The following is a 23,307-nucleotide window of genomic DNA, read 5'->3' as shown; positions in this document are numbered from 1 at the left end:
TTTATCATGACGAAACAGCCCCATTATCTGGTGACCGGCGGTGCCGGTTTTATCGGCTCGCATCTGGCGCAGGCGCTGGTGCGCGATGGTTGCCGTGTGCGGGTGCTGGATAACTTAAGTGGGGGATCGCTCGATAACCTAGCGGAAATAAGTAGTGCTATCGAATTTGTAGAGGGCGATGTTCGCAATCCGGAGGTGGTTCGGGATGCAGCCCTTGGTATTGATGGCATATTTCATCTGGCGGCGCTGGTTTCAGTACCTCGCTCGCTTGAATATCCTGAAGAGAGCTTCTCCAATAATATCGCGGGCAGTTTTAATGTGTTCGAGGCGGCGAGACTGAGCGACAATATTCCCGTTGTGTTCGCCAGTTCTGCAGCCGTTTACGGTGATAATGATGCTTTGCCGCTCTCTGAGGATGCCACATTAAAGCCGCTGACGCCTTATGCCTGTGATAAGGTTTATGCTGAAACACTGGCTGCGACCTATGCCGAGAGCTATGGCCTGCCGTCGACCGGACTTCGCTTCTTCAATGTCTACGGCGAACGGCAGGATCCGGCATCCTCCTACTCGGGGGTGATCTCTATCTTTATCGACCGGATGCTGCAGGGGGAGCCGTTGCAGGTGTATGGCGATGGGGAGCAGAGTCGCGATTTCGTCTATGCCGGAGATGTGGCCGATGCGATGGTTCGGGCCATGCAATGTTCAACTCTCGGATTTTCACGCTTTAACGTCGGCTCGGGAACACGAATCACGATAAATGAACTGATCGAACTGCTTGGGCGGTTGCAGGGCAAGTCTGCCGAGGTGCGTTATCTTGAACCGCGCAGCGGCGATATCGTTCATTCTCAAGCCGATATTTCGGCGATTTTCAGTGCTATTGATTGGCGGCCTAAGACTTCAAACGATACTGGTCTCGCTCGTCTGATGGCCTGGATGAACGATGCCATCTGAGATTACGAAACAGGTGGATGCACTGATGCATCGCCTCTATCGCTATTCGGCTGGACAAATGATCCAGCCGCTGCTGGCCACCTATGCCGTGGCCGATCAATGGCGCCATCACCTTCAGCCCGATTATGCGGTGAGTGACAGGGCAATTGTGCGCATGGCGGAGAGCAGCTGGAAGATGTTACTGCCGCTTGGATTTGCCACGGCCCTGCGGCTGAATTTTATGATCTGGTTTTTCGTCGGGCTACCGCTGTTGGTTCGTCAGTGCCTGCGGATGCAGGAGCAGCTGTTTTCCGGTGAGCGGAATCGTAAAATCCTGTTACTGCGCACCGGCGTCTCCAACGAGCCCAATATCGCCGGCTGGCTGTCGGATAAGCATGGTGGCGAGGCCGTGTCGATGCTTGCCATTAACGAGCAGGCCGGAGCCAAAGTCGCTGCGCTGCGCCATCTTCCCGGACTGATATACCATTATGCCGGGCTTGCCCGGGCGCTGACGGGCTCGATTCTCGAAATGCAGCGAAATGGCGAGATGAATGATGCCATCTGCCGGGTGCTGCCGCCTGTATGGTTGGTTCTTCTGGCGCGCACAGCACCAAAGATGTGTATCTATCGCCGCTGGGCGGAACTCTATTTGCAGCCGCAATCGCAGCTAACGCATCTCTATTTCACCATGAACTCGATGCTAGAAGCGTCGTTTATGGCGGCACTACCGGATATTCAGCACGCCTATGTCGAGCATGGCTTTCCGCGTCGCGATATTCCGCCTTTGGCCTGCAAGCAGTATGTTTATGGCAAACAGTATGCTGATTATCTGCGCGCCTTTGATGCGACCATTGAGATCGAGGAGCTCGGTATCGACTACTTCCCCAAAACAGAGATCGGCGAGAAGCAGCGAACGATTGTCGTTGCCAGCTTGCAAGACTGGCCGCAGTGGGGTATCTCCCGCGTGGCGGATCGATTCAATGCCGCACTGGCCATGGCCAAAGCGCAGGGTTGGCGGGTCGTTTTTCGTGGTCGCAACTACGATGAGGATGCCTTTGCCCGGGGATTGCAGTGCGGCTGGGATGAGATGAGCATCCCGAAGCAGGAGACCTTCGCTGAATGTCTGAGTCGCCTGAAGCCGGCCATGGTCTGGACGTCATGGTCCACGGCCGTGCTTGATGCCGAGGCGATGGGTGTGAAAGGCGTCTGCTTTATCGACAGCTCTCTGTATGATTATTTTATTCCAGCCTTTGGAAGTTCTACTATCGCCGTGTCATCCGAGGAAGATTTGAAATGCATCCCGCTGACCTGATGAATATCAACCTTCTGGCTGCCGCCGGAATTCTGTTTTTGCTAATAGAGCTGGGATTGCGCATGGTTCTTTATCTTTCACGTAGGGGCACTGGAAGGTACAAGCTCGAGTATCTCCTGTACTGCCCCGTCAGCTGGACCAACAGATACTCAAAAACCAACTACTACCAGTCCCACCCCTTCCTTTCTTATACAAAAAAGGATAATTGCGACTCGATCAGATACCCATCGAACAGCCTGGGATTTGCAGGCAGAAAAGAGATCGACCCGAAGAATCCCCGGGGATACCGGATTTATGTCTGTGGTGATTCGAGTGTAGAGCAAAACGATTACGATATGATCTCGCCCTTTGATCCGGAATTAACCTGGCCTTCTGTTATGGAGACAGAACTGGAAAAAATGACCGGAACCCCTGTCGAGGTTATCAATGCAGGAGTTAGCGCCTATACATCCATCGAAAGCCTGATCGACTTTCAGCTTAAGGGCCTGCCTTTGAAACCCGATATGGCGATATTCCACCAAAATCTTACCGATGCATGGCTTTGCCAGAGTGTTGCTGGATTTAAACCGGATTACTCGCACAATCGGAAATCCGTCTGTTTCGAGCAGGGTATACACCTTCCTGATATCAGGGTGTCATATGTGTATCAGTATCTGAAAATGCGCCTGTCATCAGGTAGCGGAGCTCTGATTTCATATCTAGTAAAAAATATGCATTTCAAAAGCAATCTTGAGCTGACTGAAGAGCATTTCTCGACATATCGAAACAATCTCCGATCCTTCTGTGCCCTGAGTGTTGAAAACGGGATCATTCCGGTTCTTTCATTGTATTGTTATGACAAGGATAACGTGACCTCTCCTCTTGGCCACGACCTTGATGATAATGAGATCATTAGATTCATAGCTCTTTTCGAAAAAAACAATGAGATCATTCGTGAGGTATGCCGGGAGTTTTCCCAGGCATTATTGCTGGATCCGGGGCGGTTCGATGGATCGCAATACAGAACTGGAGACTGGATGCACTGGTCTAAACAAGGAATCCAAGCCATGGGCAAGAGGGCAGCAGAAGGAATTGTTGAAACAGTTAAGGGCGCCAAGGAGCATGCGTTTCATGAAAGTACTAATTCCTAGGCTTGTCGATGAAAGCAACCATAATGCTCAAAATCTCAATGCTCGCGCATTACTAAAGGCGTGGGCTCCTTCTGATATCCAGTTTGCCGCTTTCGCTGACTCGGATGATATCCGGCCGGAGATATCGAGACACCATATTTTCCGGCTTATTGAAGGCCGTTTTTGGCAGTGGGATTGTCTAATACGATATCTCGGAAGTTACGACGCGATTTTTTACCCCGGACATCAATGGTTCGATGCATGGGGGATAAGACTAAGAAAACTGATCGCCAAAAAGGTGCCGGTGATTGCCACTCTGGAAGGTATTCCATGGATGCCGCCAGAGACAAAAATGGAACTTGAAAAAAAGGTAGGGCATGAGATTCACACTCTCTCATTCGAGGCTAGTAAGCACTATGTAAAAGTGCTCGCTATGGCAGATCATGTGGTTGCCATCAGTCCCTTCCTTGCTGAAATCGGGAAATTTCTTTTCGGGGATAAATTCTCGGTGATTCCTCTGGGGGTTGATACGGAGGTGTTTTATCCTGCTGTTGGTTCCCAGAAGAGGGAACGTATCACGGTCGTATGCGCTGGCACTGCTTATCCGCTGAAGCGCCCGGAGCTTTTTCTGGCCTTGGCCAAGGCTATTCCCGATGCCGATTTCAAGTGGTATGGCGGAGACCGCGATGGACTGCTCGAACGATTAAAAGCCGAGCAGCGGATGCAGCGGATTACCAACCTCGAATTTGTGGGTGGAGTATCACCTGAAGAGCTAGCCGAAGCCTTCCGTAAGGCCGATCTTTTTGTCTTGCCATCGCTCTCTGAAGGTGTGCCAAAGGTGGCGCAGGAGGCTGCAGCTTGCGACTTGCCATTGATTTTATTCGGGTTTTACGAGGCGCCGACTCTTATCGATGGAAAAAATGGTGTGGTTGTATGGGATGACGATGAGTTGATTTCAACGGTTGGAACGTTAATTAGAGATAGAGAGAAACTGAGTTGCATGGCCATGTCTAGCAGGGAGATGGCAAAGGCATGGGAGTGGTCATTGATTTCCGTGCAGTGGCTTGAAGAGCTTAGAGAAAACATGAGAGCCGGATCAGCTACATGAGCTCTCATATCACTATTGCCAAGCAATCATCCTATTTCCTGATTGGCAATGTTTTTACCCTTGTCGTCGGCTTTGCATTCCAGGTTTATCTCGCCCGAGTTCTTGGGGCGGAAGGCTTGGGCACATTCGGCCTGATTGAATCGTCGATAGCTATTGCCACAGCGATCCTTGGATTAGGTATTGCACCGACAGTTCTCCGCTTTCTTCCCGCCCATATACGAAAAAAAGAAACAGGTAAGGCGAGAGCGTTAATAAGAAAGGGATTGATCTATCTGTTTTGGGTGGGTGCTGGCGGTATGCTTTTTGTCTTGCTGCTCACGCCATTGATCACTAAATTGGTGCCGCAGTTGCAAGGCTACGAAGCTGAGATCCGCTGGATGGCGTTGATGATTCCATTGGGGTTGCTGATCTTCTGTTGCTCGCAAATTTTGCGTGGGTTCATGGATATTCGCTATTTCGTGATTGCCAACTCTTTTGTGCGCCTGATTGCCAAGGTTGTTGCCACAATCGGGCTCTTTTATATCGGCTACGGCTTGATCGGATATGTGTGGGCGGTGGTGATATCATCCATCGTCGCACTGCTCTGGCTGCTGTTTGGTGTCAGGAAATATTTGCGCAATTTGTCGATTGAGGACCAAGCACCGAAATCGACCCCATCCGAATGGAAAGCTTATGCGAAGGTGATGTATGGCAATTCAATGTTGATGTTTTGGGCCAACCCGTTGCAGCGCTTTGCTGCGGCGGCGTTTGTCGACAACAGTGCAGTCGGTGTATTGATGATTGCGCAGACCTTGTTTTCCCTGCCTGCGATGTTTTTGCAAATGTTTCTCTCTATCGCTGCACCTATGCTTTCGGCAGCGCATGCCAATGAAAACAAGGAAGAGATAGCCCACCTCTATCATATGACCACAGATTGGCTGGTTCGCCTCTCCTTCCCACTGCTGCTGTTTCTTGCCTGCTTTGCCCACGATGTATTGCTCTACTTTGGCGAGAAGTTTGCTGATGAGGGGACTCGGTTGCTGCAGCTGTTGTTGGTCGCGCAACTGGTAAATACTGTGTGCGGCCCCTTGGGGAATGTACTGAATATGTGCGGCCTGGAAAAAGAGAAGTTCCGGGCGACGATTCTTTCTACCATCGTGGGGGCGATTATTCTGTTGATTGGAACAAAATTCCTCGGCTTGGTCGGGGTTGGCCTGGGAATTGTTTCCACCATCTTTCTGGGCAATCTGTTCAGCCTTCTGATTGCAAGGCGGAAAATGGGTCTGTCCTGGTGGGATGTGCGATTCAAAAAATGGTTGCTGCCGATGTTGGTGTGCGTCATTTCAACTGTGGCGGTCAACCTGCTATCTTCCGGGCCTATTGATGCACTCTCTTTGATCGCGCTGCTTATAGGTGTTTATGTGCTGTTCCATGGTATCCACCTGTTATTGGGGATCCATGAAGATGATCAAATGATTCTGGATGCGGTAAGGAGAAAGCTTGGTGTCGTTAAATAACAACAGTCAGCATGGTCCGATATTCGTGGTGAGTGGATTGAGCCGTTGCGGCACGACACTTCTTAGACTGATGTTGACTGCTCATTCCAGAATTTCGATTCCCCCGGAATCTACGTTTATTCACCGGTTGTTGCAGAACAACTTAGATGAAAGGACGATTATCAATGACTCAAACAGGCAGTGTTTTCTTGATATTGTTTGGGACGAGAAGGATTTGAAGCTTCCAGAGTGGAGGCTTGATCGTAATGAAATTGATAAGAAGTTGCGCGCAATGGGTGAAATACCGCTTGCCGATGCGATTGCTGAGGTCTATTGGGCTTATGCCAAAAAGTGTCACCCTGATGCCGATGTCTGGGGTGATAAAAATCCGGCCTATCTGTGGGACATGGATGCGATCCGAAAAATTTTTCCGGATGCTCGTTTTGTTGTAATTGTCCGTGATATTCGGGATGTGTATCTCTCAATGTTCAAAGTTAATTCCAGCAATTGTTGGAATATTCGCAATATCACTAATGTATGGAATGAGGTGATTGATCTCATTGAGAATAGCGTAGCAGATGATCATGTGGCATTTCTAAAGTATGAGGAGTTGCTGACTAATCCCGAAACTGAGTTGCAGAAAGTGTGTGATTTTCTGAATCTCGAATTTGAAGCTTCCATGCTCCAATACCATACCATGAATAAGCAGAAGGAACTGGTTCCTCATAGTCGGGTTGAATGGGGGCATCAAAATACGCTTTCACCTGTAATGAAGAATAATTTCAATAAATGGGCGCGTGAACTTGCTCCCGAGCGAATTGAACTTATTGAATGTTTCTCAACCAAACAACTCGAACGCATGGGCTATCAAAAGCAATTCCAAGGTCGACGTCTATCTACCAATGCTCTAATTCTGCTAATGAATAATTTCAGTCGGTTAGCTTGGATGAGATTGACAGGGAAGAACGTAAGATGAAGTCGATGATTGAATTTTCGCTTCCTGATTCATTAAGGAGCCGCATCGCTGATATGCGAGGTCGAGGAGTATACAGTGGTTATGCCGATCGCCATCGATGCATTTTTATTCATATCCCCAAAGCTGCTGGTACCAGTGTGGCTCAAACCCTATTTGGTGAGGGTTCGCGACACTTGCGATACAGCGAATACGAGCAGGCTAACCCACGTAAGTTCAGGGAGTACTTCAAGTTCACCTTCGTGCGCAATCCCTGGAGTCGTCTATACTCTGCCTATAGTTTTCTCAAAAAGGGGGGGATGAATGAGATGGACAGAACATGGGCAGCTGAGCATCTGGCTGGACTCTCCGATTTCGATAGCTTCGTGAAAGAGTGGGTGACGCCTGAGAATATTCGAAGCTGGATCCATTTCTATCCGCAGCACTACTTTGTTTGTGACGATGCTTTGAATCTAAAAATGGATTTTGTGGGGCAATTTGAAAGCATGGACTGCGATATAGCTTCTGTTCAGGAGAGGTTGAGCTTGCCGATACAGCCTTTAAACAGGATAAACGTCACTCATAAATCAGAGTCGAGCAGAGTCCCCGTTTATAGTGAAGAAAGCGAGGAGATTGTTAGGCGTGTCTATGCCAATGATATTGAGCTGTTCGGTTATGAGTTTCCAGAGGGTATGAAGTGATTTCTTTAGCTGGGGATATTGATTTTGATGAGATGAACCGGCCGGTGATTGTTGCTTCTCATCCTAGGTCAGGCACTCATTTGACGATGGATCTACTTAGACGGCAGTTCTCGGCTTGCGAAGTAAATAAACGGTTATTCTCTTTCCGCGACACGCCATATATTAACTTGGATGAGTTTCTCTCTAAGAATACCAAAGTCGATTCCCGTGAAGTCAAATGGTTTAATAGAGCAAAGATTCCAATTATCAAAACGCATCGGTTGCCCTCATTCGATGAGCCTTTCCAATATTTGAATCCTATCCCAGAGTCTCGTGCTGAACTTTCCAAGTATCTTGAACAGCATGCATTTAAAATATTTGTGCATCGAAATATCAAAAGTACGATGGTTTCGTTGTATTATTTTGTTCCTGAATCAGATCGCGGTGGATCAATTCATGAGTTTATTAGACAGGTGCGAGGCAAACGGCAATTAAGCCGGATCGGCTTCTGGGCCTACCAGATGGCACGGTGGCTGGAACGCGATGATGTATTGTCGCTAGATTATGATGAATTGCTAAAGAGTCCCGAGAGATTTTTGCCCAGTATCGGCAGTTTTATCAATCAAAGGCCACTGTTGAGGATGCCGTTACTACCTGAAGCTCCTAAAAGTCTGCTCTCCCGAAGAGGTGCGATGTTCTTTTCCAGAAAGCCCACAAGTACTGCGATTATGTCCTATGAATCCAGACGCTATACAGTGGACAGTTTTAACAACGAAGATGACCAGTTTATACTTAAAGAAGTTGAGAAAGTTGCCCCCGGCTTAAATAGTCAAATCAAACTCTTTTGATTGATTATACAGCCTCTAAAGCTTGAGCTAGTGTTGATGAAAAACGAATTCTCATTATTGTATTCATGCTGCAAGAATCGGCCGTTGGGAGGGCTATTGTGTTGAAATTTCTCAATAAGTTGAGAGGAAATTACTTATTCTCGCTGGTGTCATCTACTTTGCTGCTTCCTGTGCAGTGGCTATGTAGTACTTTGGATCGACAGATTCGCATGAAAGTATGGGTTAATGGACGTAAAGTCGTTTATGACAATGTTCCGCTTAAGTTTCCTCAGGATGTTGGTTTGTATATCTCAAGTGGTGTCTATTGGAATGGTGTACAGGGTTTCGAACCACATACTTGGAAAACGATGAGACATTTTCTTGAAAGGGTTGATGCCTTCGTGGATGTTGGATCAAACATAGGTTTCTATTCAGTATTGGCTAGTAAGGTGAATTCCGGGCTTTCTATTGATGCCTTTGAACCAATCCCTCAGATATACTCTAAGAACCATGAGTTTATGAAAGAAAATCACTCCAGCTACGAACTGCATCATGCGGCACTGAGTGACAAGAATGGCGAGTTTGAAATTTTTCTTCCGGTAAGATCTTCCGGGATAGAAGAAGAGGCAACTGCAACGCTTCGGGAAGATTCGTGGCAACAAAGGTCTGCATCCAAAATATCCATGACCGTTAAGACAGTGACACTAGATGAGTTTGGTCTTTCAAAGTATACAAAAGGTGACAGAGTCTTGATTAAAGTAGATGTTGAGGATTTTGAGGCCTCGGTGTTTTCAGGAGGAAGGGCCTTTATGAGGCAACTTCGCCCGATTGTGATATGTGAGATGCTAAGGCGGGAACACGGAAATCAGGAGACGGTTAACATTATTGAGGAACTGGATTACGCTATTTATGCAGTTACACCTGCAGGGTTGTTCAGATTCAGTCGAGATGATTTCTTTAAGCCGAGACCTTTCACAGATTTTCTGTTTGTGCCCAAAGAGCAGTTGAAGGGGATTCCGAACTTTCTCAGTTATGCCTCATTGCAGAACGATGTGCAGTTCGTCTCCCTCACGAAGGTGGATGGGTGACAATGCAATGAGTGGAATCTTCAATGTTTTAAGTGCGATCTTAGAGGGGAATAGAGGATTTGACTGTGTGGTCTACCTCATTAAGGGCATGCAGTGGCAGCTTCGCAAGAGGCTTGGTCACAGCTTTGTCTGTAATTTGGATAATGGAGCGGCAGTGCAGGTTCACCCTTCAACGGCCTACAGCGGCATCTTCTACGCCCGTAATCCGGAAGGCGATGATATGCTGTTTCTCCGCAAGCATTGCGCCCTGACAGACACATTTGTCGATGTTGGAGCCAATGTCGGTCTTTTTTCAGCCAGTCTGTTCGATTGCTTCAAAAAGGTAATCTGTTTCGAACCGGCACCATCATCCTTCAGGGCACTATCGGAGACCTGCGCGCTCAATCCGCAGGTGGCGTGTGAACTGCACAATATCGGTGTTGGGGCGGAGCCGGGAGAGCTCTATTTCGATGATCAGTATGATTTTTCCACCACCAGTCGTTTTGTGCCTGAGGCCGGAGAGAATACCATCCGTGTTGCCATTGATACGCTGGACAACGTACTTGGTGTCGATGGCGAAAGTCTGGTAATGAAGATCGATGTGGAGGGGTTTGAGGAGCAGGTGTTTGCCGGAGCGGATAAACTGTTTGCCGCACAGCGGGTGAAACTGTTGATGTTCGAGCGCTTGGGACGAACCAATCTCGAAAGTGTGCGCGGCTTTCTTGAACAACGTGGCTATACCATTTTCCGTGTCATCAGCGGTCTCCATACGACAACCGATGAGGCGGCGATTGCCGAGCCCTGTATCAATCTCTTCGCCTGCCCTGCAGAGCTCTATCCGGAACTGGCTTCCTGATATCCGATGGGCAGGGAGAAGCAAGCAATAGCCGATAACGGCTGGCATCAGGTTGATGCCAATGCGTGGGATCACAGGTTGGCAAGACTGTCCGGTCACCCTCTGCAGTCGGCCGCCTGGGGCGAAGCCCGGCAGCATGTGGACAGGCTGGAGAGCATCTATCTGATCAGTGAGCAGAATGGGATGCCGCACGGCATGGCGCGAGTGGAAACCCGGCGCCTGCCATTGCTCGGTAAGGTGGCCTGGATTCCGCGCGGTCCTGTCGTGGCTGGTGATGCTAGTGAAGCGATGCAGCAGTCGCTGTGCAGGGAGCTGAAACAGCGCGGTTTTGCAGTCGCCATTTTCGATCACTACCGGCCGGCCGAATCCGAATCGTCGGTGCATACGATCTGGATCGACCTGACACTCGGCACCGATGGCCTGAAGAGGCGGATCGACAAGCAGTGGATGTACGGCGTGCGCCGGGCCGGGCGCGAAGGTGTGGAGGTGGTGCGAGCCACAACGCCCGAAGAGGTAACCGAGTTCTTTCGCATGTGTGCACAGATCAGCCAGGACAAGGACTTTGAGCTTCCCGGTTCTGAAGTGTTAATGCAGCAGCTTCTCCTTTCGCCACAAACCGATGGTTGTGAGATGCAGCTGTTCCTGGCCAAACACGAAGGCAAGATCGGTGCCGGTGCATTTGTTGCCCGTTCTGGTGAACATCTGCACTACTTCTGGGGCGCATCTGATCGCGAACTGTCGCGTCAGCGTGTCGGTGAGGCAGTACAGTGGGCGGTGATCGAGTGGGGCATTGGTATGGGCTGCAGCCGCTATGACCTTGAGGGGATCGATCCAATCAATAATCCGGGCGTTTACGCCTTCAAGAAGAAGATGGGCGGCGAGGAGGTCTCACTTGCCGGAAAGGAGTACATACCGTTGAATAGGGTTGGGGGATGTGCTCTGAAAATTGGTAAAGTTTTGGGGAAAATATGAAAGATTTATTGAAACGCTTCTGCGGTGTAACCGGTATCCCGACATATTTTCTTCGGAATCTGTTTTTTGAAGTCAGAATGATGTTCATTCGACTGTACGGTTGGCTGCCAATGTTCAGGAAACGCTTGTCCACGGCCATGCTGAATGACGAGCCGGCAATCGTGTTTGGCTGTGGCGATACAAGTTATCCGGGCTGGACCCACATGGACTGCTTTTTTGCTGACCATGTTGATCTGGTGTTTGATTTAAGGCGCAGGTTGCCGTTTGAAAACCAGTCCATTGCGCGCTGCTATTCAGAACATTTCATGGAGCACCTGCTACCGGTTGAGGCGAAGCAACATCTGAGCGATGTATATCGCGTGCTCAAACCTGGTGGGGTTTACAGGGTGGTGGTGCCGGATACGGGTAAGTTTATGCGTAAATATGCTGAAGGCGACGTCGATTTTATTGCGTTGGCGCATCCGTGGGAGGAGCACGCCATTGACGCGATCTATTCGATTGTGAACTGGGGCGGAGATCACAGAAGTATCTATGACTTTGAAACCCTGGAGCGTTACGGGCGTGCTGCCGGTTTTGAGAAGGTGGTGTTATCGGCAGTAAACAGCAGTGATGATGCATCGTTACATATTGACAGGGATGACGAGCACCGGATTGCCGAGAGCATTTATGTCGAAATGGTCAAGGCAGGCTAATGCCGACCCTTCTGGTGGATGCAACTACGCTTAGCGTCAACCCCAAAGGTGTTGGCAAGTATGCTTATGAGGTGATTTCTCGCCTGGATCGCATGTTGCCGTCATCATGGATGATCAGACTGATTGTGTTTCGGGAGGTTATGCCGCCCCTGAACTGGTCGGCGCGGTTAACGAAAATCGAGGTTGAGCATCAGTCAGATTTGCAGCTTGGTTTGATTACGGTTCCCGCAGTGCTACGGAGCGGTGGAGGCGATCTGTTCCTGAGACTATGCGATTGCGTAGGCAGAAAATATCCTGTTCCGACAATCACCGTTTGCCATGATATCAATGAGTTGATTGCCCGGGCTCAGAAAACGCCTTTGTCGATACCGCGAAAAGTGATCTATGGCGTTAAGGAGCATTTTCGGATTAGAGCTATTCAGGCCAGTGACTTTGTTGTCTGCAACTCGGAATTCACCAGACGTGAATGCGTTTCGCGCTATGGCATCTGTGATGAGAAGAGTGCAATCGGTTACTGTGGAATTTCCGGCGAGTTCTATGATGTCTGCAGAGCAGAAGCAGTGGTGAATATACGCAACCTGTTCGGTTGCGAAGATTATATACTGAGCTTTGCAACCGGGGACCCCAGAGAAAACTATGCGGTGCTGCCTGAAGTGATTGCGGCCACCAGACAGCAGGGCATGACGATGCCATTTGTTATCGCCGGTGTTCGAGAGAATCATGCCTACGTGCGAGAGCTCAGAGAGAGGTTGACTCAACATGCGCTGGTTGAAGGCAGTGACTTTATCTTTGTCCCGTTTCTCGGTGGTGAGAATCGGCAACGGTTATGTGAATTGTATGCTGCGGCAAGTTTCTATCTGGAGCTGTCGTTGCATGAAGGTTTCGGAATGCAGTTGGCAGAGGCGATGGCTTGTGGCGTACAATGCCTTGCCCCCAATCACTCGGCTTTAACAGAGGTGGGAGGGGCATTCGTCTGCCATATTGATCCCACTGATGCAGTCAGTATTGCCGAAGTTCTTGTTGATGCCGTCAATCAGCAGTTGCATTTACAGGATCATGGCGATCAGATTGAGTATACCCGTCAATTTTCGTGGGATCATACTGCAAGCGTGATCGCTGCGCAGGTTGAAATGCTAAGCGGTAAAGTAAAATGAGAGATGAGGTGCAGGATTTGCGGGTGTTGATGATCTATATTGAACCCGCACCCTATATCCTCGATCTCATCCGGGTGCTGCGCGAAGAGCATCCCGGTTTGCTGTTGCATGTCCTGTTTATCAGCGAGAATGCATCCCAACCTTGGGGCGAGATGCCTGAAGATGAAGGACTGGAGCTGCTGCCGTCCGGACGGTTGGCAGTGTTGAGGCGCATTGCCAGCCTGATTCGAAGCGGCCAGTTCGACTGGCTGCATTTGGCCGGATGGGGGCATCCGTTATTAACCGCAGCATTGCTGATCGGAGCTGCACATGGTCGCAAAATCAGTATGGAGAGCGACACTCAGTTGCCTAGCCTGGCCGCACAGGTCAGGGGACGGCGGGATGCAATCAGATCGGAGTTGGGGGTGGCTGAATCCGCCTGCCTGTTCGTCTATGTCGGCCGGCTGGAAGCCCACAAAGGTCTCGCGCTGCTGCTGCAAGCATTTGAACAGCTGGAGCAGCCCGGTGTCGGTTTGCTGATTGTCGGCGATGGTACATGCCGTAGTCTGGTTGAGGCGGCTGTCGAACAGGATGCTCGAATCCGTTATGTCGGGCGCAGGGATTTTGCAGGCGTGACTGAGGCATTTGCGATATCCGATGTGGCTGTGGTGCCCTCTGAGTTCGAGCCGTGGGGACTGGTGGTCAACGAAGCAATGGCGGCTGGATTGCCGGTGATCGCCAGTGATCGGGTGGGAGCTGTTGACGATCTGGTTGTCGATGGTGAAACCGGTCTGGTTGTTGATGCAGGTTTGATAACCTCCTTGCAGGATGCCATGCATAAGCTGGTAGATGACCGGGATCTGTGTCTGAGCATGGGGCAGAACAGCCTCGATCTGATCAGGAAGTGGGACTTGTCGGCCGAAGCTGAAATTATGGTTGAAGGCTGGAAAGATGCTTGATTATCGCCTGAGTCAGCCTTCAACATGGATGCTGCCGTTTCTGTTTGTGGCACTGTTTCTGTGCACATCACCATCGCTCTCCTTTCTGTTTAATGGCACTACCCGCTGGGGGTTTGTGTTATTAGGGTTCCTATGGGTTCTATCACGAAATCAGTGGGGAATGATCTTCAGATCGCCGCTGGCTTTGGTGACCATGCTGCTGTTTGCCTGGCCCTTCATTACCGTTATCTGGTCGATTGAAACGAGCCTGTCGCTGTTCAAGGCAACGGGCTTTATCGTGATCTCGTGTACCATGTTTGCACTCGGTGCTGCCTGGGCATGGCGGCAAGGTGAACGCGCCCTGGATCTGCTCTTCCCCTTTATGGGTATTTTTTTCCTCATTCTGGTTACGGCAGGTATTCCTACCGAAATTGCATCCGGTTATGGGCAGCTATATGAAGGTGCAGGCAATCCTAACCTCACTGGCATTGCCGCAGCCTTCTGTGTGCCGCTGGTGCTGTATCGAATGTTTGTGCATGGCGGATCGCATCGGTTGCTATGGTGGACGGTTTTGCTGGCGCTGATCTATGTGTTTCTGGCAGCACTTTCGCGCAATGCCATGTTGGTGGCTGGCATTACCGGCTTTGGCTGCCTGATCGGCATGGGTGCCAAACGCAAAACGATCGTGATGACCTTAGCGGCACTATCAGCTCCAGCAGTGATCATCATTACACTACTTCTGCCGCAACTGATCTCGAACGCGAGTAACTTTGTTTACGGTGCGATTATTATGAAGGGGGCGCTGGAACGCGCGGAGTTGGAGGATAGCCCATTGGCATCACGAGCTATTCCGTTTCTTGAGCAGGCCAAGGCGGCGAAAGAGGGGGGGATTCTGGGCGGAGGTTATGGCGCGCAGATCGAGGTGGGCCACTATGTTATCATTAATAATCAACCTAAATATTTCAAACCGGGTAGCTATAAGCGAGAAAAAGCCAATTCTGCGCTGGCGATTATGGAGGAGCAGGGGCTGGTTGGTCTGGCGATTACTACTATCTGGTTGTTCATGCTATTCCGGCTGCTGATTCGCCAGTATCGGCGCTCGCCACCCGGAAATGCGCGCCTGCTGCTGGGCATTATGACGGCATTCCTGTTCGCCATGCTGCTGCACTCGATGTTTGAGGCGTGGTGGGTTTCGCCCGGTTCGCTGGAGGCGCTGGTCTTCTGGGCCATGGCCGGGCTCACCTACGGCTTTGGCCAAAGGGTTAATGCTGTATATCTGACCGACTGGAATAGAAACCTGGGAAGGTCAGCACAATCGGAGCAATATACATGAACAGGAAAACAGGCAGCCCCCTTAATTCGATGGCTGGCATACACCCAAACCGTCGTGTCCTCCTTCATGCGACAGGCGACAGGATGCTGACTAACAACATCGATCAGTGTCGCCAACAGATGGATTTCCCGGTTGTCTAGCAAACTGTCGAATGATCCCGGATTCCTTTGCCCCGCATGCAAATCGGGCTGCTGGAAGCGTTCCGGAAATAATTGTACATGTATTTCTTGCGGATTCGATATTCAGAGCACTGACTGGGGTGGGCTGATATATACAGAAGATGAATCGATCGTCGGAAGCGAAGTGGCAGCACGAGATGAAGCCGCGAAGAAATCTCTGAGGCACAAAAAACTTCCAACGCAAGTTGCTTCAATACAGGAATTCCTCTCCTCCGTTCCTGCCCATCTTAAACAAGAAAAAGCTTTTGATTTGGGATGTGGAGCGGGGCCGGCAACGACTATGTTATGTGATGCCGGTTTCGAGAATGTGACGGCAGTAGATTTTTCACTTGAACGTATACGCCTTAATTGTCTCAACGTGCCCCATTCCTGCCATTATGACTTTGTCAGAGGTGATTTGAATCAATTCTTGTTCAAGCCGGAAAGTTGCGGAGTGCTGTTGATGGCTGATTTTATTCAGCATATTGGCAACAGAGATGTTCAGAAACAATTTTTGTCGAACGCATCGGAATCCTTGATCCTTGGAGGGCGATTCTACCTGTCCTGCTTTAACCTCAATATAAAAAATTATATAAAGGGTGACATACAGGGCGCATATGCCAATGGATCAATTCCTTATGAAAGAATTCATCATCTGGAGTTGCATCAACTGTTTCCTCAGCAGTTATCGATCGAGAATATCTATCCGATGAATATATTTCATACACCGCTGTTGGATCGTATAGCCAGAAGCTTTCCTTTCTCCGGTTTCTTAGGTCGAATGACCGTGGTAACAGGAAGAAAGGTGCAATGATAGAACAGTGTTATGGAATCGCGGATATTTTGGTTGATAGAAATGGGACGGTTGACGGATGGAACGATCGAGTTTTTTGTTTCTGAAAGCATGAAAGAGAGTGGTAAATGAAAGTCGTAATAACAAATAGTCTGAAATGGAAACGTCGCCTTGGCCGTATCTACACCCTACTTGGTTCCCGCAGCGCTGACAGACGGGTGATTCTGATCTATCACTCTGTGGGTGGCGGGGAGCTGGCTACCGGGGTTGAGCAGTTCCGCCAACAGATGACCTGGCTTGCAGAGCATACGGATGTGATGGCACTCGATAATCTGCTGGCGCAGAGGAGTGGCGATAATAATGGTCGCCCGAAGGTAGCGCTGACCTTTGATGATGGCTATCGCAGCGTTCACGATACGGCCGCACCGATCCTGGCTGAATATGGATTCCCTGCGACGGTCTATCTCAACAGCGGCCATATTCGCGATGATGGACATGAAACCTCCGATGCCGGGCAGGGGCACTATCCCGATGAAGAGTTCATGAGCTGGGATGAGGTTCTGGAGTTGCAGCGTCAGGATTGGACGATCGGATCGCATGGCGTGCTGCACCTGGATCTAACTCAGCAGACCGAGTCAGTGATTTCCAAAGAATTGATTGATTCCAAAATGGATATTGAACGGCGCATTGGAATGCCCTGCGACCACTTTTCCTATACTTGGGGGCATAATAATTCGTTAGTCAGAAATACAGTTCGCGATACGGGATATAAAACGGCCACTGCGTGTATTCATCGCGCACTCAATACCAATGCAGATCGATTTGCCTTACCTCGACTTGATATCAGGCAGGACTATTCGATTAAGGATTTTGCTTCTGTTGTTATGGGGGCTTGGGATTTCTTGTATTGGACAAGCCGATTCAGACGAGGTGTTTATGATAAATAATGAACTGATGCAAATCGTGCAGTGTTCGCGGTGTGGCAGCAATAAGTGGCGATTTGGATCGAATGAAATGGCGTGCGAAAGTTGCAACAATACTCTCGAAATATTCGAGGATATTATTTTGTATACTCCTGATTCTAGATTGGTTGAGAAGCCTGAACATGTGATTCGTGACAAGCAGGCCAACGGTTATCTTCAGCATTGTAAGTTCGGGAGCCATAGGGAATCGCTATCAACATTTATTAGTTTATTACCAGAGTTTGCCAAACAACGGCCGATTCTTGACCTTGGTTGTGGCCCAGGCCCTTCCACTGAGATATTGCAAGACTATGGATTTGAGAAGCTTGTTTCGATTGATTTCTCTACACAGAGTTTATTGTTGAACAAGAGTCAGTTAGACATTATCCATCCAAAGTTTGTTAGGGCCGACCTGAACGAGGTGAGCTTTGTAGAAAAAAGTGTTTCTGTAGTGTTGATGACTGATTTCCTGCAGCATCTCGGAGATTGGGATGTACAATATTCATTTATGCAGAAAACCCTCCGCGCATTGATCCCAGGAGGTCGCTTTTATCTATCCTGTTTTAATATAAATATAAAAAACTACCTGAAGGGTGATATCCATGGTTCCTTTAGCAATGGGAATATCAGATACAGTCGTTTGCACCACAAGGAATTATGTCAGCTGATTCCTGAAGGTTTTGTTGTTGATGCCATTAAACCGATGAATATCTCCATGAATTCACGAGTAGATAAATTGCTATGCAAACTACCTTTAGCCTCTTTCCTCGGCAGGTGGAGTGTTGTGACTGGCTTTCGAGTACCCGAATGATTGTCCTGATTAATGCCATTTCGATCAAGGAGGGGGGCTCACTAGTGGTGTTGCAAAACCTTCTACTTCATATGATCAAGTTAGATGATTCAATCCGGTGGCATGTAGCTGCTCACGGCTCGATTGCTGATCTTGAGGTGTTCTCACACCCGCGTGTGACAGGACATTTTTTCTCCAATATTGGACATTCTCCTTTGCATGTGCAGTGGTGGTACAATGTCACCTTGCCTGGACTTGTCCGGCACATCGGGGCGGATCTGCTTTTCTCTCAGACCAACTACCTGCCGCTGCGTAAACTGGCATGCCCGACGTTGCTGCTGGAGCAACATGCGGGGCACTTCTCCGATATCTTTGATCAACGCATGCAGGCCAGCCTGTCGACCATCTCAAGATGGATATGGCGTGCCAAACGGCGCTGGATTATCCGCTCCTTGCAGCAGGCTTCAGCCGTAACCGTGCAGACTGCTGCGCTGGCTGATGCCATTGCCGGGGCTGCAGGCATTGAACGGCGGGGGATCCATGTTATCCCGCACGGCTGCGGTCTGGCCCGGACAATTTCACCGCTGCGTAGCTGTCAGGAGAATCGGCCGTGGCATATCGGTTATATCACAAAGTTCGGGGTACAGAAGAATTTCGAAGTGCTGATCGAGGCTGCACGGATATTAAAGCAGCGTGGCGATATCGATTTCAGATTGCACCTGACCCTGAATCCGGGCCTGCCCGAATGTCAGTCGATTCTGGCCAAAGTTGAGGCGGTAGGTATTGGCGATGTAGTGATTAATCACGGCGAGTTGAGCCAGGATCAGGTGCCCGGCCTCTACGATCAACTTGATCTGTTTGTGTTCCCCTCCTTGTGCGAATCGTTCGGATTTCCCTTGTTGGAGGCGATGGCTCATTCGCTACCACTTTTGATTGCCGACGTACCGGGAAACCGGGAGGTTGCAGGCTCGGATGCGCCGCGGTTTTCGCCGTATAATGCAGCGGAGTTGGCCGATAAGCTTGTCGGGCTGACAGATTCGGAGCGATATGTGGCCCTATCGCAAGCAATGCGGCAGCGTTCTGAACGGTACAATTGGTTCGAGGCGGCACAGAAAACGCTGCGACTGGTCCGAGGTATGGTCGCTGAAGTATCTAAGGAGAGTTGATATGAGCGATAGTGTTCAGCAGCAGTATGGATGGCAGGATACCGAACTGACCGAAGCCAACAATATGCTGATTCCGGAAATTTTGAAGCTGTTGCCGCAAGAATCGGTGCGGGTTCTCGATCTGGGGTGTGGCAATGGCACCCTAGCTGCGGCTTTGCAGGCCAGAGGGCACGACGTGGTTGCCGTGGATGCATCGGCCGATGGTGTTGAGCTGGCCAAAGAGCGCTTTCCCGGTATCCGTTTCGAAACAGTCTCGGTTTATGACGATGGCTTTGCCGATATTGTCGGCACTGATTTCGATGTCGTGATCTCGATGGAGGTGATCGAACACCTCTATTGGCCGAGAAAGCTGCTGGAAGCTGGATATAGCGTACTTAAGCCCGGCGCGCGGATGATCTTAACCACGCCATACCACGGTTACCTCAAAAATCTGGCTCTCTCATTGGCTGGCGGCTGGGATAAACATTTCACCGTCGACTGGGATGGTGGTCATATCAAGTTCTTCTCCCGGCAGACATTGACGCAATTCATGCAGGATCAGGGATTTCATAATATTGATTTTCGTGGCGTTGGCCGTATCAGCGGTTTGTGGAAGTCGATGACTCTTTCCGGTAAGAAATGAAGCTCTGCATTGTTTCATCCTGCGGTGGTCATCTGACAGAAGTGCGCTGTCTGATGCCTTCCTATGAGCAGTACGAGCACTTCTATGTGCTCAATAATCATGCCGAATTGCCGCCGGATATGGTTGGGAGGACTGATTTCATCGTCCACTCCGAGCGCGACTGGAAGCAGCTGATTAATCTCTGGGAGGCCTTTCGTATTCTGCGTCGTGAAAGGCCGCAGGTGATTCTCAGTACCGGTGCAGGTCCAGCTGTGCCGTTCGCCATCATTGGGCGTTATCTGTTCGGTTGCCGTATCGTCTTTATCGAGACGATCACGCGTATCTCCGCACCCTCAATGACCGCCAAGATCATGCATCTTTTGGCGCACGACTTTTTTTATCAATGGAAATCGCTGGCTAGATTTTTCCCCAAGGGTAAATATGCAGGGCCGCTGCTGTGAGCACGTTTGTTTCTGTTGGCAATGCCAATCAGCCGTTTACGCGCCTGCTTGATGCTATCACTGCTTGCGCAGATTTGCTGCCCAAGCCGATTGTAGTGCAGCATGGACATACACCGTTCAATGATCCGCGTTGCGAAGGCCACGCATTTTTGAGTATGGATCAGTTTGTCGAACAGATCCGTAGTGCCGAAGTGGTGATTGTGCATGCTGGCGCAGGTTCAGTAATACATACCATTCGAGAAAGGAAGGTGCCTGTCGTAATGCCCCGGCGAGCAAAGTATGGTGAACATGTAGATGATCATCAGCAGGAGTTGGCATTGGCACTGGCTGAAGAGGGAAAGCTTGTTGTCGTTGATGATGTAGCGTCTCTGCTATCGGCTGTCGACAAAGCCCGGGCAATGCAGGAAAAATCTGGCAGCAAAGATATTGAGATTCCGCCAATGGTGAAGGTCGTGGAAAATCTACTTACAGCATTGGCTGCTGATTCCTAATGCTAATGCGACGCCCTGGTTATAAGAACGGCCAGCCATGGTTGATCTCGGTATGATTTCCAGATTCAAGCAGCTTTCGCAGATGAATCCACGCTCCTATCTGGTTGCATTGGCCAGTAACTATGCAGTGATGGTGGTTGCGGCACTGGTTCAATTGATTCTGGTGCCGGTCTATCTGAATACTATTGGAACCGAAGGTTTCGGTGCGGCTACTATGATTTTCTCGATGGTTCATGTCGCTTCGGTCGGCTTGATCTGGATTGATGGCGGCAGTGCCAGAGTGATGGCGGAGCACGCAGCGCATGAAGAGTGGAGTGAAGCTTCGAATGCATACAGTCTGGCAGGATCCATCTATATAATTTATGGCTGTTTCGTTGCAGCCCTGTTTATGGCAACTGTTGCGGCTGTGGATTCTCCGCTGTTTCTGTTCCCTGAGAAGATGGATGCCGAAGCGGTTTGGATATTGGCACTATCGGTCTCATTGTACATCGTGTTGCAATACGACTTCAATTTTCAGCTGCTTGCTTATCAGGCTGCAAAATATCACTGGGTCGGGAATCTTCTTCAGATATTCAATTCAGTGTTTTTTTTCATTCTGGCCGTGCCCGCGTTGATGTTGTTCGGCGAGCTGTACTGGGTCTTTATTTGTATGGTGCTTAGCACCCTCTGCACACGTTGGGCCAGTTGGTTTGGATGGCGCTATACAGCACGCAGAGGTGCTGAGATTCGGTACCGTTTTCCCAACCGAAGCAGCATGCCTCTGTTCCGGCGTCTGATCGGCCGGATGGGCGTGAAGTATGCAATATACGGATTGTTGGCCAGAGCAGGTCAGATGGATGCTATGCTGGTGGGGTGGCTGGGCGGTACGCAAGCTGCTGGCCTGTATGCCCTATTGGTGAAGATCCCTTATCTCTGTGTACAGGTGATCTGGAGAATCGCTTCGACTGCAGAACCCTATTTCATCCACTGCGACTCCCGAGGAGAGCATCAACGCCTGGTGCAGATATACCATAAGGGACAGTTGATTACCGCTGCTGCCAGTCTGGCAATGGGCTTGGGGTTCGCACTCTTTGGGCACTGGGTTTTGGCGTTCTGGGTGGGAGAGACAAATATTCCTCAAGCCCACGAAGCGTACTGGCTGGCTGGTATGATGATTGTATGGATCGGCGCCACTCGGTGGCCTGTGCGATGCGCATATGCGCTTCTGAAATTGCGTAGCTTGTGCATCGTAACCTTTTTCGAGAGCGCGGCCAAAGTATCCCTGATTATATTAATGTTTGATTCGGTGAACTATTTGGCACCGGTATGGGCTATCAATATCGAATTTATTTTCGGTGTCCTGTTTCTCTATATTTGGCTAGGCAGGCAGTTGGCGACTAAGGATGTGAAGGCGTAATGGAAATAACAGCTCCAAACCTGTTTATCATCGGTGCCCCCAAGTGCGGAACAACATCGCTGTTTCACTGGCTTGCCGAGCATCCTGATATTTGCGGGGCATCCGAGAAAGAGACCTACTACCTGCTTGATCACGATTATCCGATGAAACGGGATGACTGGCCCAATTATCTCGAGCAAGGCATCGCAGGATATTCAAGATACTTTACTGAGTGTTCTTCGGAGCATTATCGTCTGGAGGCGACTCCTGATTATCTCTATCAGAGAACTGCGCTCGAATTTATCTCCCAACTGGAGAAGAAGCAGATTATCGTAGTGCTCAGAAAGCCTTCCGAGCGTATCTATTCACTGTATCAGTTCGCCCGCAACAATCTTGGTACCCTTGATTTCTCTGTCTCCTTCAGGGAATTCGTCGATGCCATTCAAACGCAGGGCGGGCTACTGGAACATCGGCCGATTCTCCGTATGGCGATCGCGCAGAGTCGTTATGTCGATTATATGGAACAGTGGCTTTCCGCTATAGGCAGAGAGTCGATTCATGTGGTTCTATTTGAAGAACTGGTTGCCGATCCTCTCGGCACAGTTCAGCAATTGACCAAGGCTTTGAATATTGATGATTCGTTCTACGAACATTTTGATTTTGTGGCCTACAATCAGTCTCGGCCGGTAAGAAATAAGATATTGCATCGGCTTCGAGGCAGGACGCATGGTGTTCTTAGTCAATATGCTGCCAAATATATTCCGGGTAGGATTAAACAAGCCGTTCATGCGCTGTATTCTCTCGTAAATCAGAGTTCTAGGCCCATAGAAAGGGAGGCTAGGGATCGAATGGTGATCGAGGAGTTGGATGGCTGTTTTGAGCCCTATAATCGTCGACTGGAGGCACTACTGAATATCGATTTGTCACCTTGGCGGGAGTGATATCTCGTTCGATCTGTATCGATGTGCTCACTAGCTTTGAGTGGCTAGGTGGTTGCTCCATTTACAGAAGAGCCTTGTAATTGATGTTCCCACTGACCTGTCTGCTCTGGTGTTGGTTATATCGGAAGATGTTGTACAGCATTTGTTGAGTGTGTGGCTGCTAGCATGGAATGAATGCGTGCTAT

24 protein-coding genes are annotated in these 23,307 nt (G+C 49.6%); all 24 read left to right on the top strand.

What is annotated here, in order from left to right; translation table 11 throughout:
* The first annotated feature begins 6 nt into the window (after positions 1–6).
* Positions 7–951, top strand: a complete 945-nt coding sequence (locus tag F3F93_RS02220) for an NAD-dependent epimerase/dehydratase family protein (RefSeq protein ID WP_176957530.1) — start codon at positions 7–9, stop codon at positions 949–951.
* Positions 941–2,242, top strand: a complete 1,302-nt coding sequence (locus F3F93_RS02215) for a hypothetical protein (RefSeq protein WP_176957529.1) — start codon at positions 941–943, stop codon at positions 2,240–2,242. Before F3F93_RS02220 ends, F3F93_RS02215 begins: the two co-directional genes overlap by 11 nt.
* Complete coding sequence (locus F3F93_RS02210) at positions 2,242–3,372, top strand: hypothetical protein (protein WP_176957528.1); 1,131 nt, start codon at positions 2,242–2,244, stop codon at positions 3,370–3,372. Before F3F93_RS02215 ends, F3F93_RS02210 begins: the two co-directional genes overlap by 1 nt.
* Entirely contained in the window at positions 3,353–4,459 is a 1,107-nt protein-coding gene (locus F3F93_RS02205; RefSeq protein ID WP_176957527.1) for a glycosyltransferase family 4 protein, read from the top strand. Before F3F93_RS02210 ends, F3F93_RS02205 begins: the two co-directional genes overlap by 20 nt.
* Positions 4,456–5,955: an oligosaccharide flippase family protein gene (locus F3F93_RS02200; protein WP_176957526.1), complete on the top strand. Its 1,500-nt coding sequence runs from the start codon at positions 4,456–4,458 to the stop codon at positions 5,953–5,955. Before F3F93_RS02205 ends, F3F93_RS02200 begins: the two co-directional genes overlap by 4 nt.
* The gene (locus tag F3F93_RS02195; protein WP_176957525.1) at positions 5,942–6,910 is read left to right on the top strand and encodes a sulfotransferase; all 969 of its coding nucleotides are present in this window, start codon (positions 5,942–5,944) and stop codon (positions 6,908–6,910) included. The genes F3F93_RS02200 and F3F93_RS02195 overlap by 14 nt, the downstream gene beginning before the upstream one ends.
* Entirely contained in the window at positions 6,877–7,587 is a 711-nt protein-coding gene (locus F3F93_RS02190) for a sulfotransferase family 2 domain-containing protein (RefSeq protein ID WP_176957524.1), read from the top strand. The genes F3F93_RS02195 and F3F93_RS02190 overlap by 34 nt, the downstream gene beginning before the upstream one ends.
* Complete coding sequence (locus F3F93_RS02185; protein ID WP_176957523.1) at positions 7,584–8,414, top strand: sulfotransferase domain-containing protein; 831 nt, start codon at positions 7,584–7,586, stop codon at positions 8,412–8,414. The genes F3F93_RS02190 and F3F93_RS02185 overlap by 4 nt, the downstream gene beginning before the upstream one ends.
* Before the next feature lie 98 nt (positions 8,415–8,512).
* Positions 8,513–9,481, top strand: coding sequence for an FkbM family methyltransferase (locus tag F3F93_RS02180; protein WP_176957522.1), 969 nt, complete (start codon positions 8,513–8,515; stop codon positions 9,479–9,481).
* A 67-nt stretch (positions 9,482–9,548) separates the two neighbouring features.
* Complete coding sequence (locus F3F93_RS02175; protein WP_176957521.1) at positions 9,549–10,316, top strand: FkbM family methyltransferase; 768 nt, start codon at positions 9,549–9,551, stop codon at positions 10,314–10,316.
* Between the two features lie 6 nt (positions 10,317–10,322).
* A complete protein-coding gene (locus F3F93_RS02170) occupies positions 10,323–11,288 on the top strand; it encodes a GNAT family N-acetyltransferase (protein WP_176957520.1) in 966 nt (321 codons plus the stop codon).
* Positions 11,285–11,980 (top strand): methyltransferase domain-containing protein, encoded by a 696-nt coding sequence (locus tag F3F93_RS02165; protein WP_176957519.1) that lies wholly within the window; start codon positions 11,285–11,287, stop codon positions 11,978–11,980. The genes F3F93_RS02170 and F3F93_RS02165 overlap by 4 nt, the downstream gene beginning before the upstream one ends.
* Complete coding sequence (locus F3F93_RS02160) at positions 11,980–13,134, top strand: glycosyltransferase (protein ID WP_176957518.1); 1,155 nt, start codon at positions 11,980–11,982, stop codon at positions 13,132–13,134. Before F3F93_RS02165 ends, F3F93_RS02160 begins: the two co-directional genes overlap by 1 nt.
* Before the next feature lie 29 nt (positions 13,135–13,163).
* On the top strand, positions 13,164–14,072 hold the full coding sequence (locus F3F93_RS02155; RefSeq protein ID WP_241696919.1) for a glycosyltransferase family 4 protein: 909 nt from the start codon (positions 13,164–13,166) through the stop codon (positions 14,070–14,072).
* Positions 14,065–15,384 (top strand): hypothetical protein, encoded by a 1,320-nt coding sequence (locus F3F93_RS02150; RefSeq protein WP_176957516.1) that lies wholly within the window; start codon positions 14,065–14,067, stop codon positions 15,382–15,384. The genes F3F93_RS02155 and F3F93_RS02150 overlap by 8 nt, the downstream gene beginning before the upstream one ends.
* 132 nt (positions 15,385–15,516) lie before the next feature.
* Positions 15,517–16,356 (top strand): class I SAM-dependent methyltransferase, encoded by an 840-nt coding sequence (locus tag F3F93_RS02145; protein WP_176957515.1) that lies wholly within the window; start codon positions 15,517–15,519, stop codon positions 16,354–16,356.
* 107 nt (positions 16,357–16,463) lie between these two features.
* Positions 16,464–17,282 carry a polysaccharide deacetylase family protein gene (locus tag F3F93_RS02140; protein ID WP_176957514.1) on the top strand — a complete coding sequence of 273 codons (819 nt, stop codon included), beginning with the start codon at positions 16,464–16,466 and terminating at the stop codon, positions 17,280–17,282.
* On the top strand, positions 17,272–18,108 hold the full coding sequence (locus F3F93_RS02135) for a class I SAM-dependent methyltransferase (RefSeq protein WP_176957513.1): 837 nt from the start codon (positions 17,272–17,274) through the stop codon (positions 18,106–18,108). The genes F3F93_RS02140 and F3F93_RS02135 overlap by 11 nt, the downstream gene beginning before the upstream one ends.
* On the top strand, positions 18,105–19,253 hold the full coding sequence (locus F3F93_RS02130) for a glycosyltransferase (RefSeq protein ID WP_176957512.1): 1,149 nt from the start codon (positions 18,105–18,107) through the stop codon (positions 19,251–19,253). The genes F3F93_RS02135 and F3F93_RS02130 overlap by 4 nt, the downstream gene beginning before the upstream one ends.
* Before the next feature lies 1 nt (position 19,254).
* Positions 19,255–19,875, top strand: coding sequence for a class I SAM-dependent methyltransferase (locus F3F93_RS02125; RefSeq protein WP_176957511.1), 621 nt, complete (start codon positions 19,255–19,257; stop codon positions 19,873–19,875).
* Positions 19,872–20,315 carry a PssD/Cps14F family polysaccharide biosynthesis glycosyltransferase gene (gene pssD / locus F3F93_RS02120; protein WP_176957510.1) on the top strand — a complete coding sequence of 148 codons (444 nt, stop codon included), beginning with the start codon at positions 19,872–19,874 and terminating at the stop codon, positions 20,313–20,315. Before F3F93_RS02125 ends, pssD begins: the two co-directional genes overlap by 4 nt.
* A complete protein-coding gene (locus tag F3F93_RS02115; RefSeq protein ID WP_176957509.1) occupies positions 20,312–20,806 on the top strand; it encodes a glycosyltransferase in 495 nt (164 codons plus the stop codon). The genes pssD and F3F93_RS02115 overlap by 4 nt, the downstream gene beginning before the upstream one ends.
* A gap of 52 nt (positions 20,807–20,858) precedes the next feature.
* Complete coding sequence (locus F3F93_RS02110; RefSeq protein WP_176957508.1) at positions 20,859–22,202, top strand: hypothetical protein; 1,344 nt, start codon at positions 20,859–20,861, stop codon at positions 22,200–22,202.
* Positions 22,202–23,122 carry a sulfotransferase gene (locus F3F93_RS02105; RefSeq protein WP_176957507.1) on the top strand — a complete coding sequence of 307 codons (921 nt, stop codon included), beginning with the start codon at positions 22,202–22,204 and terminating at the stop codon, positions 23,120–23,122. Before F3F93_RS02110 ends, F3F93_RS02105 begins: the two co-directional genes overlap by 1 nt.
* Positions 23,123–23,307 lie beyond the last annotated feature (185 nt).

The sequence above is a fragment of the Mariprofundus sp. KV genome, from assembly GCF_013387475.1.
GTDB lineage: Bacteria > Pseudomonadota > Zetaproteobacteria > Mariprofundales > Mariprofundaceae > Mariprofundus.
The sequence above is the reverse complement of the archived record's forward strand: the minus strand, read 5'-3'. Positions and strand labels throughout refer to the sequence as shown.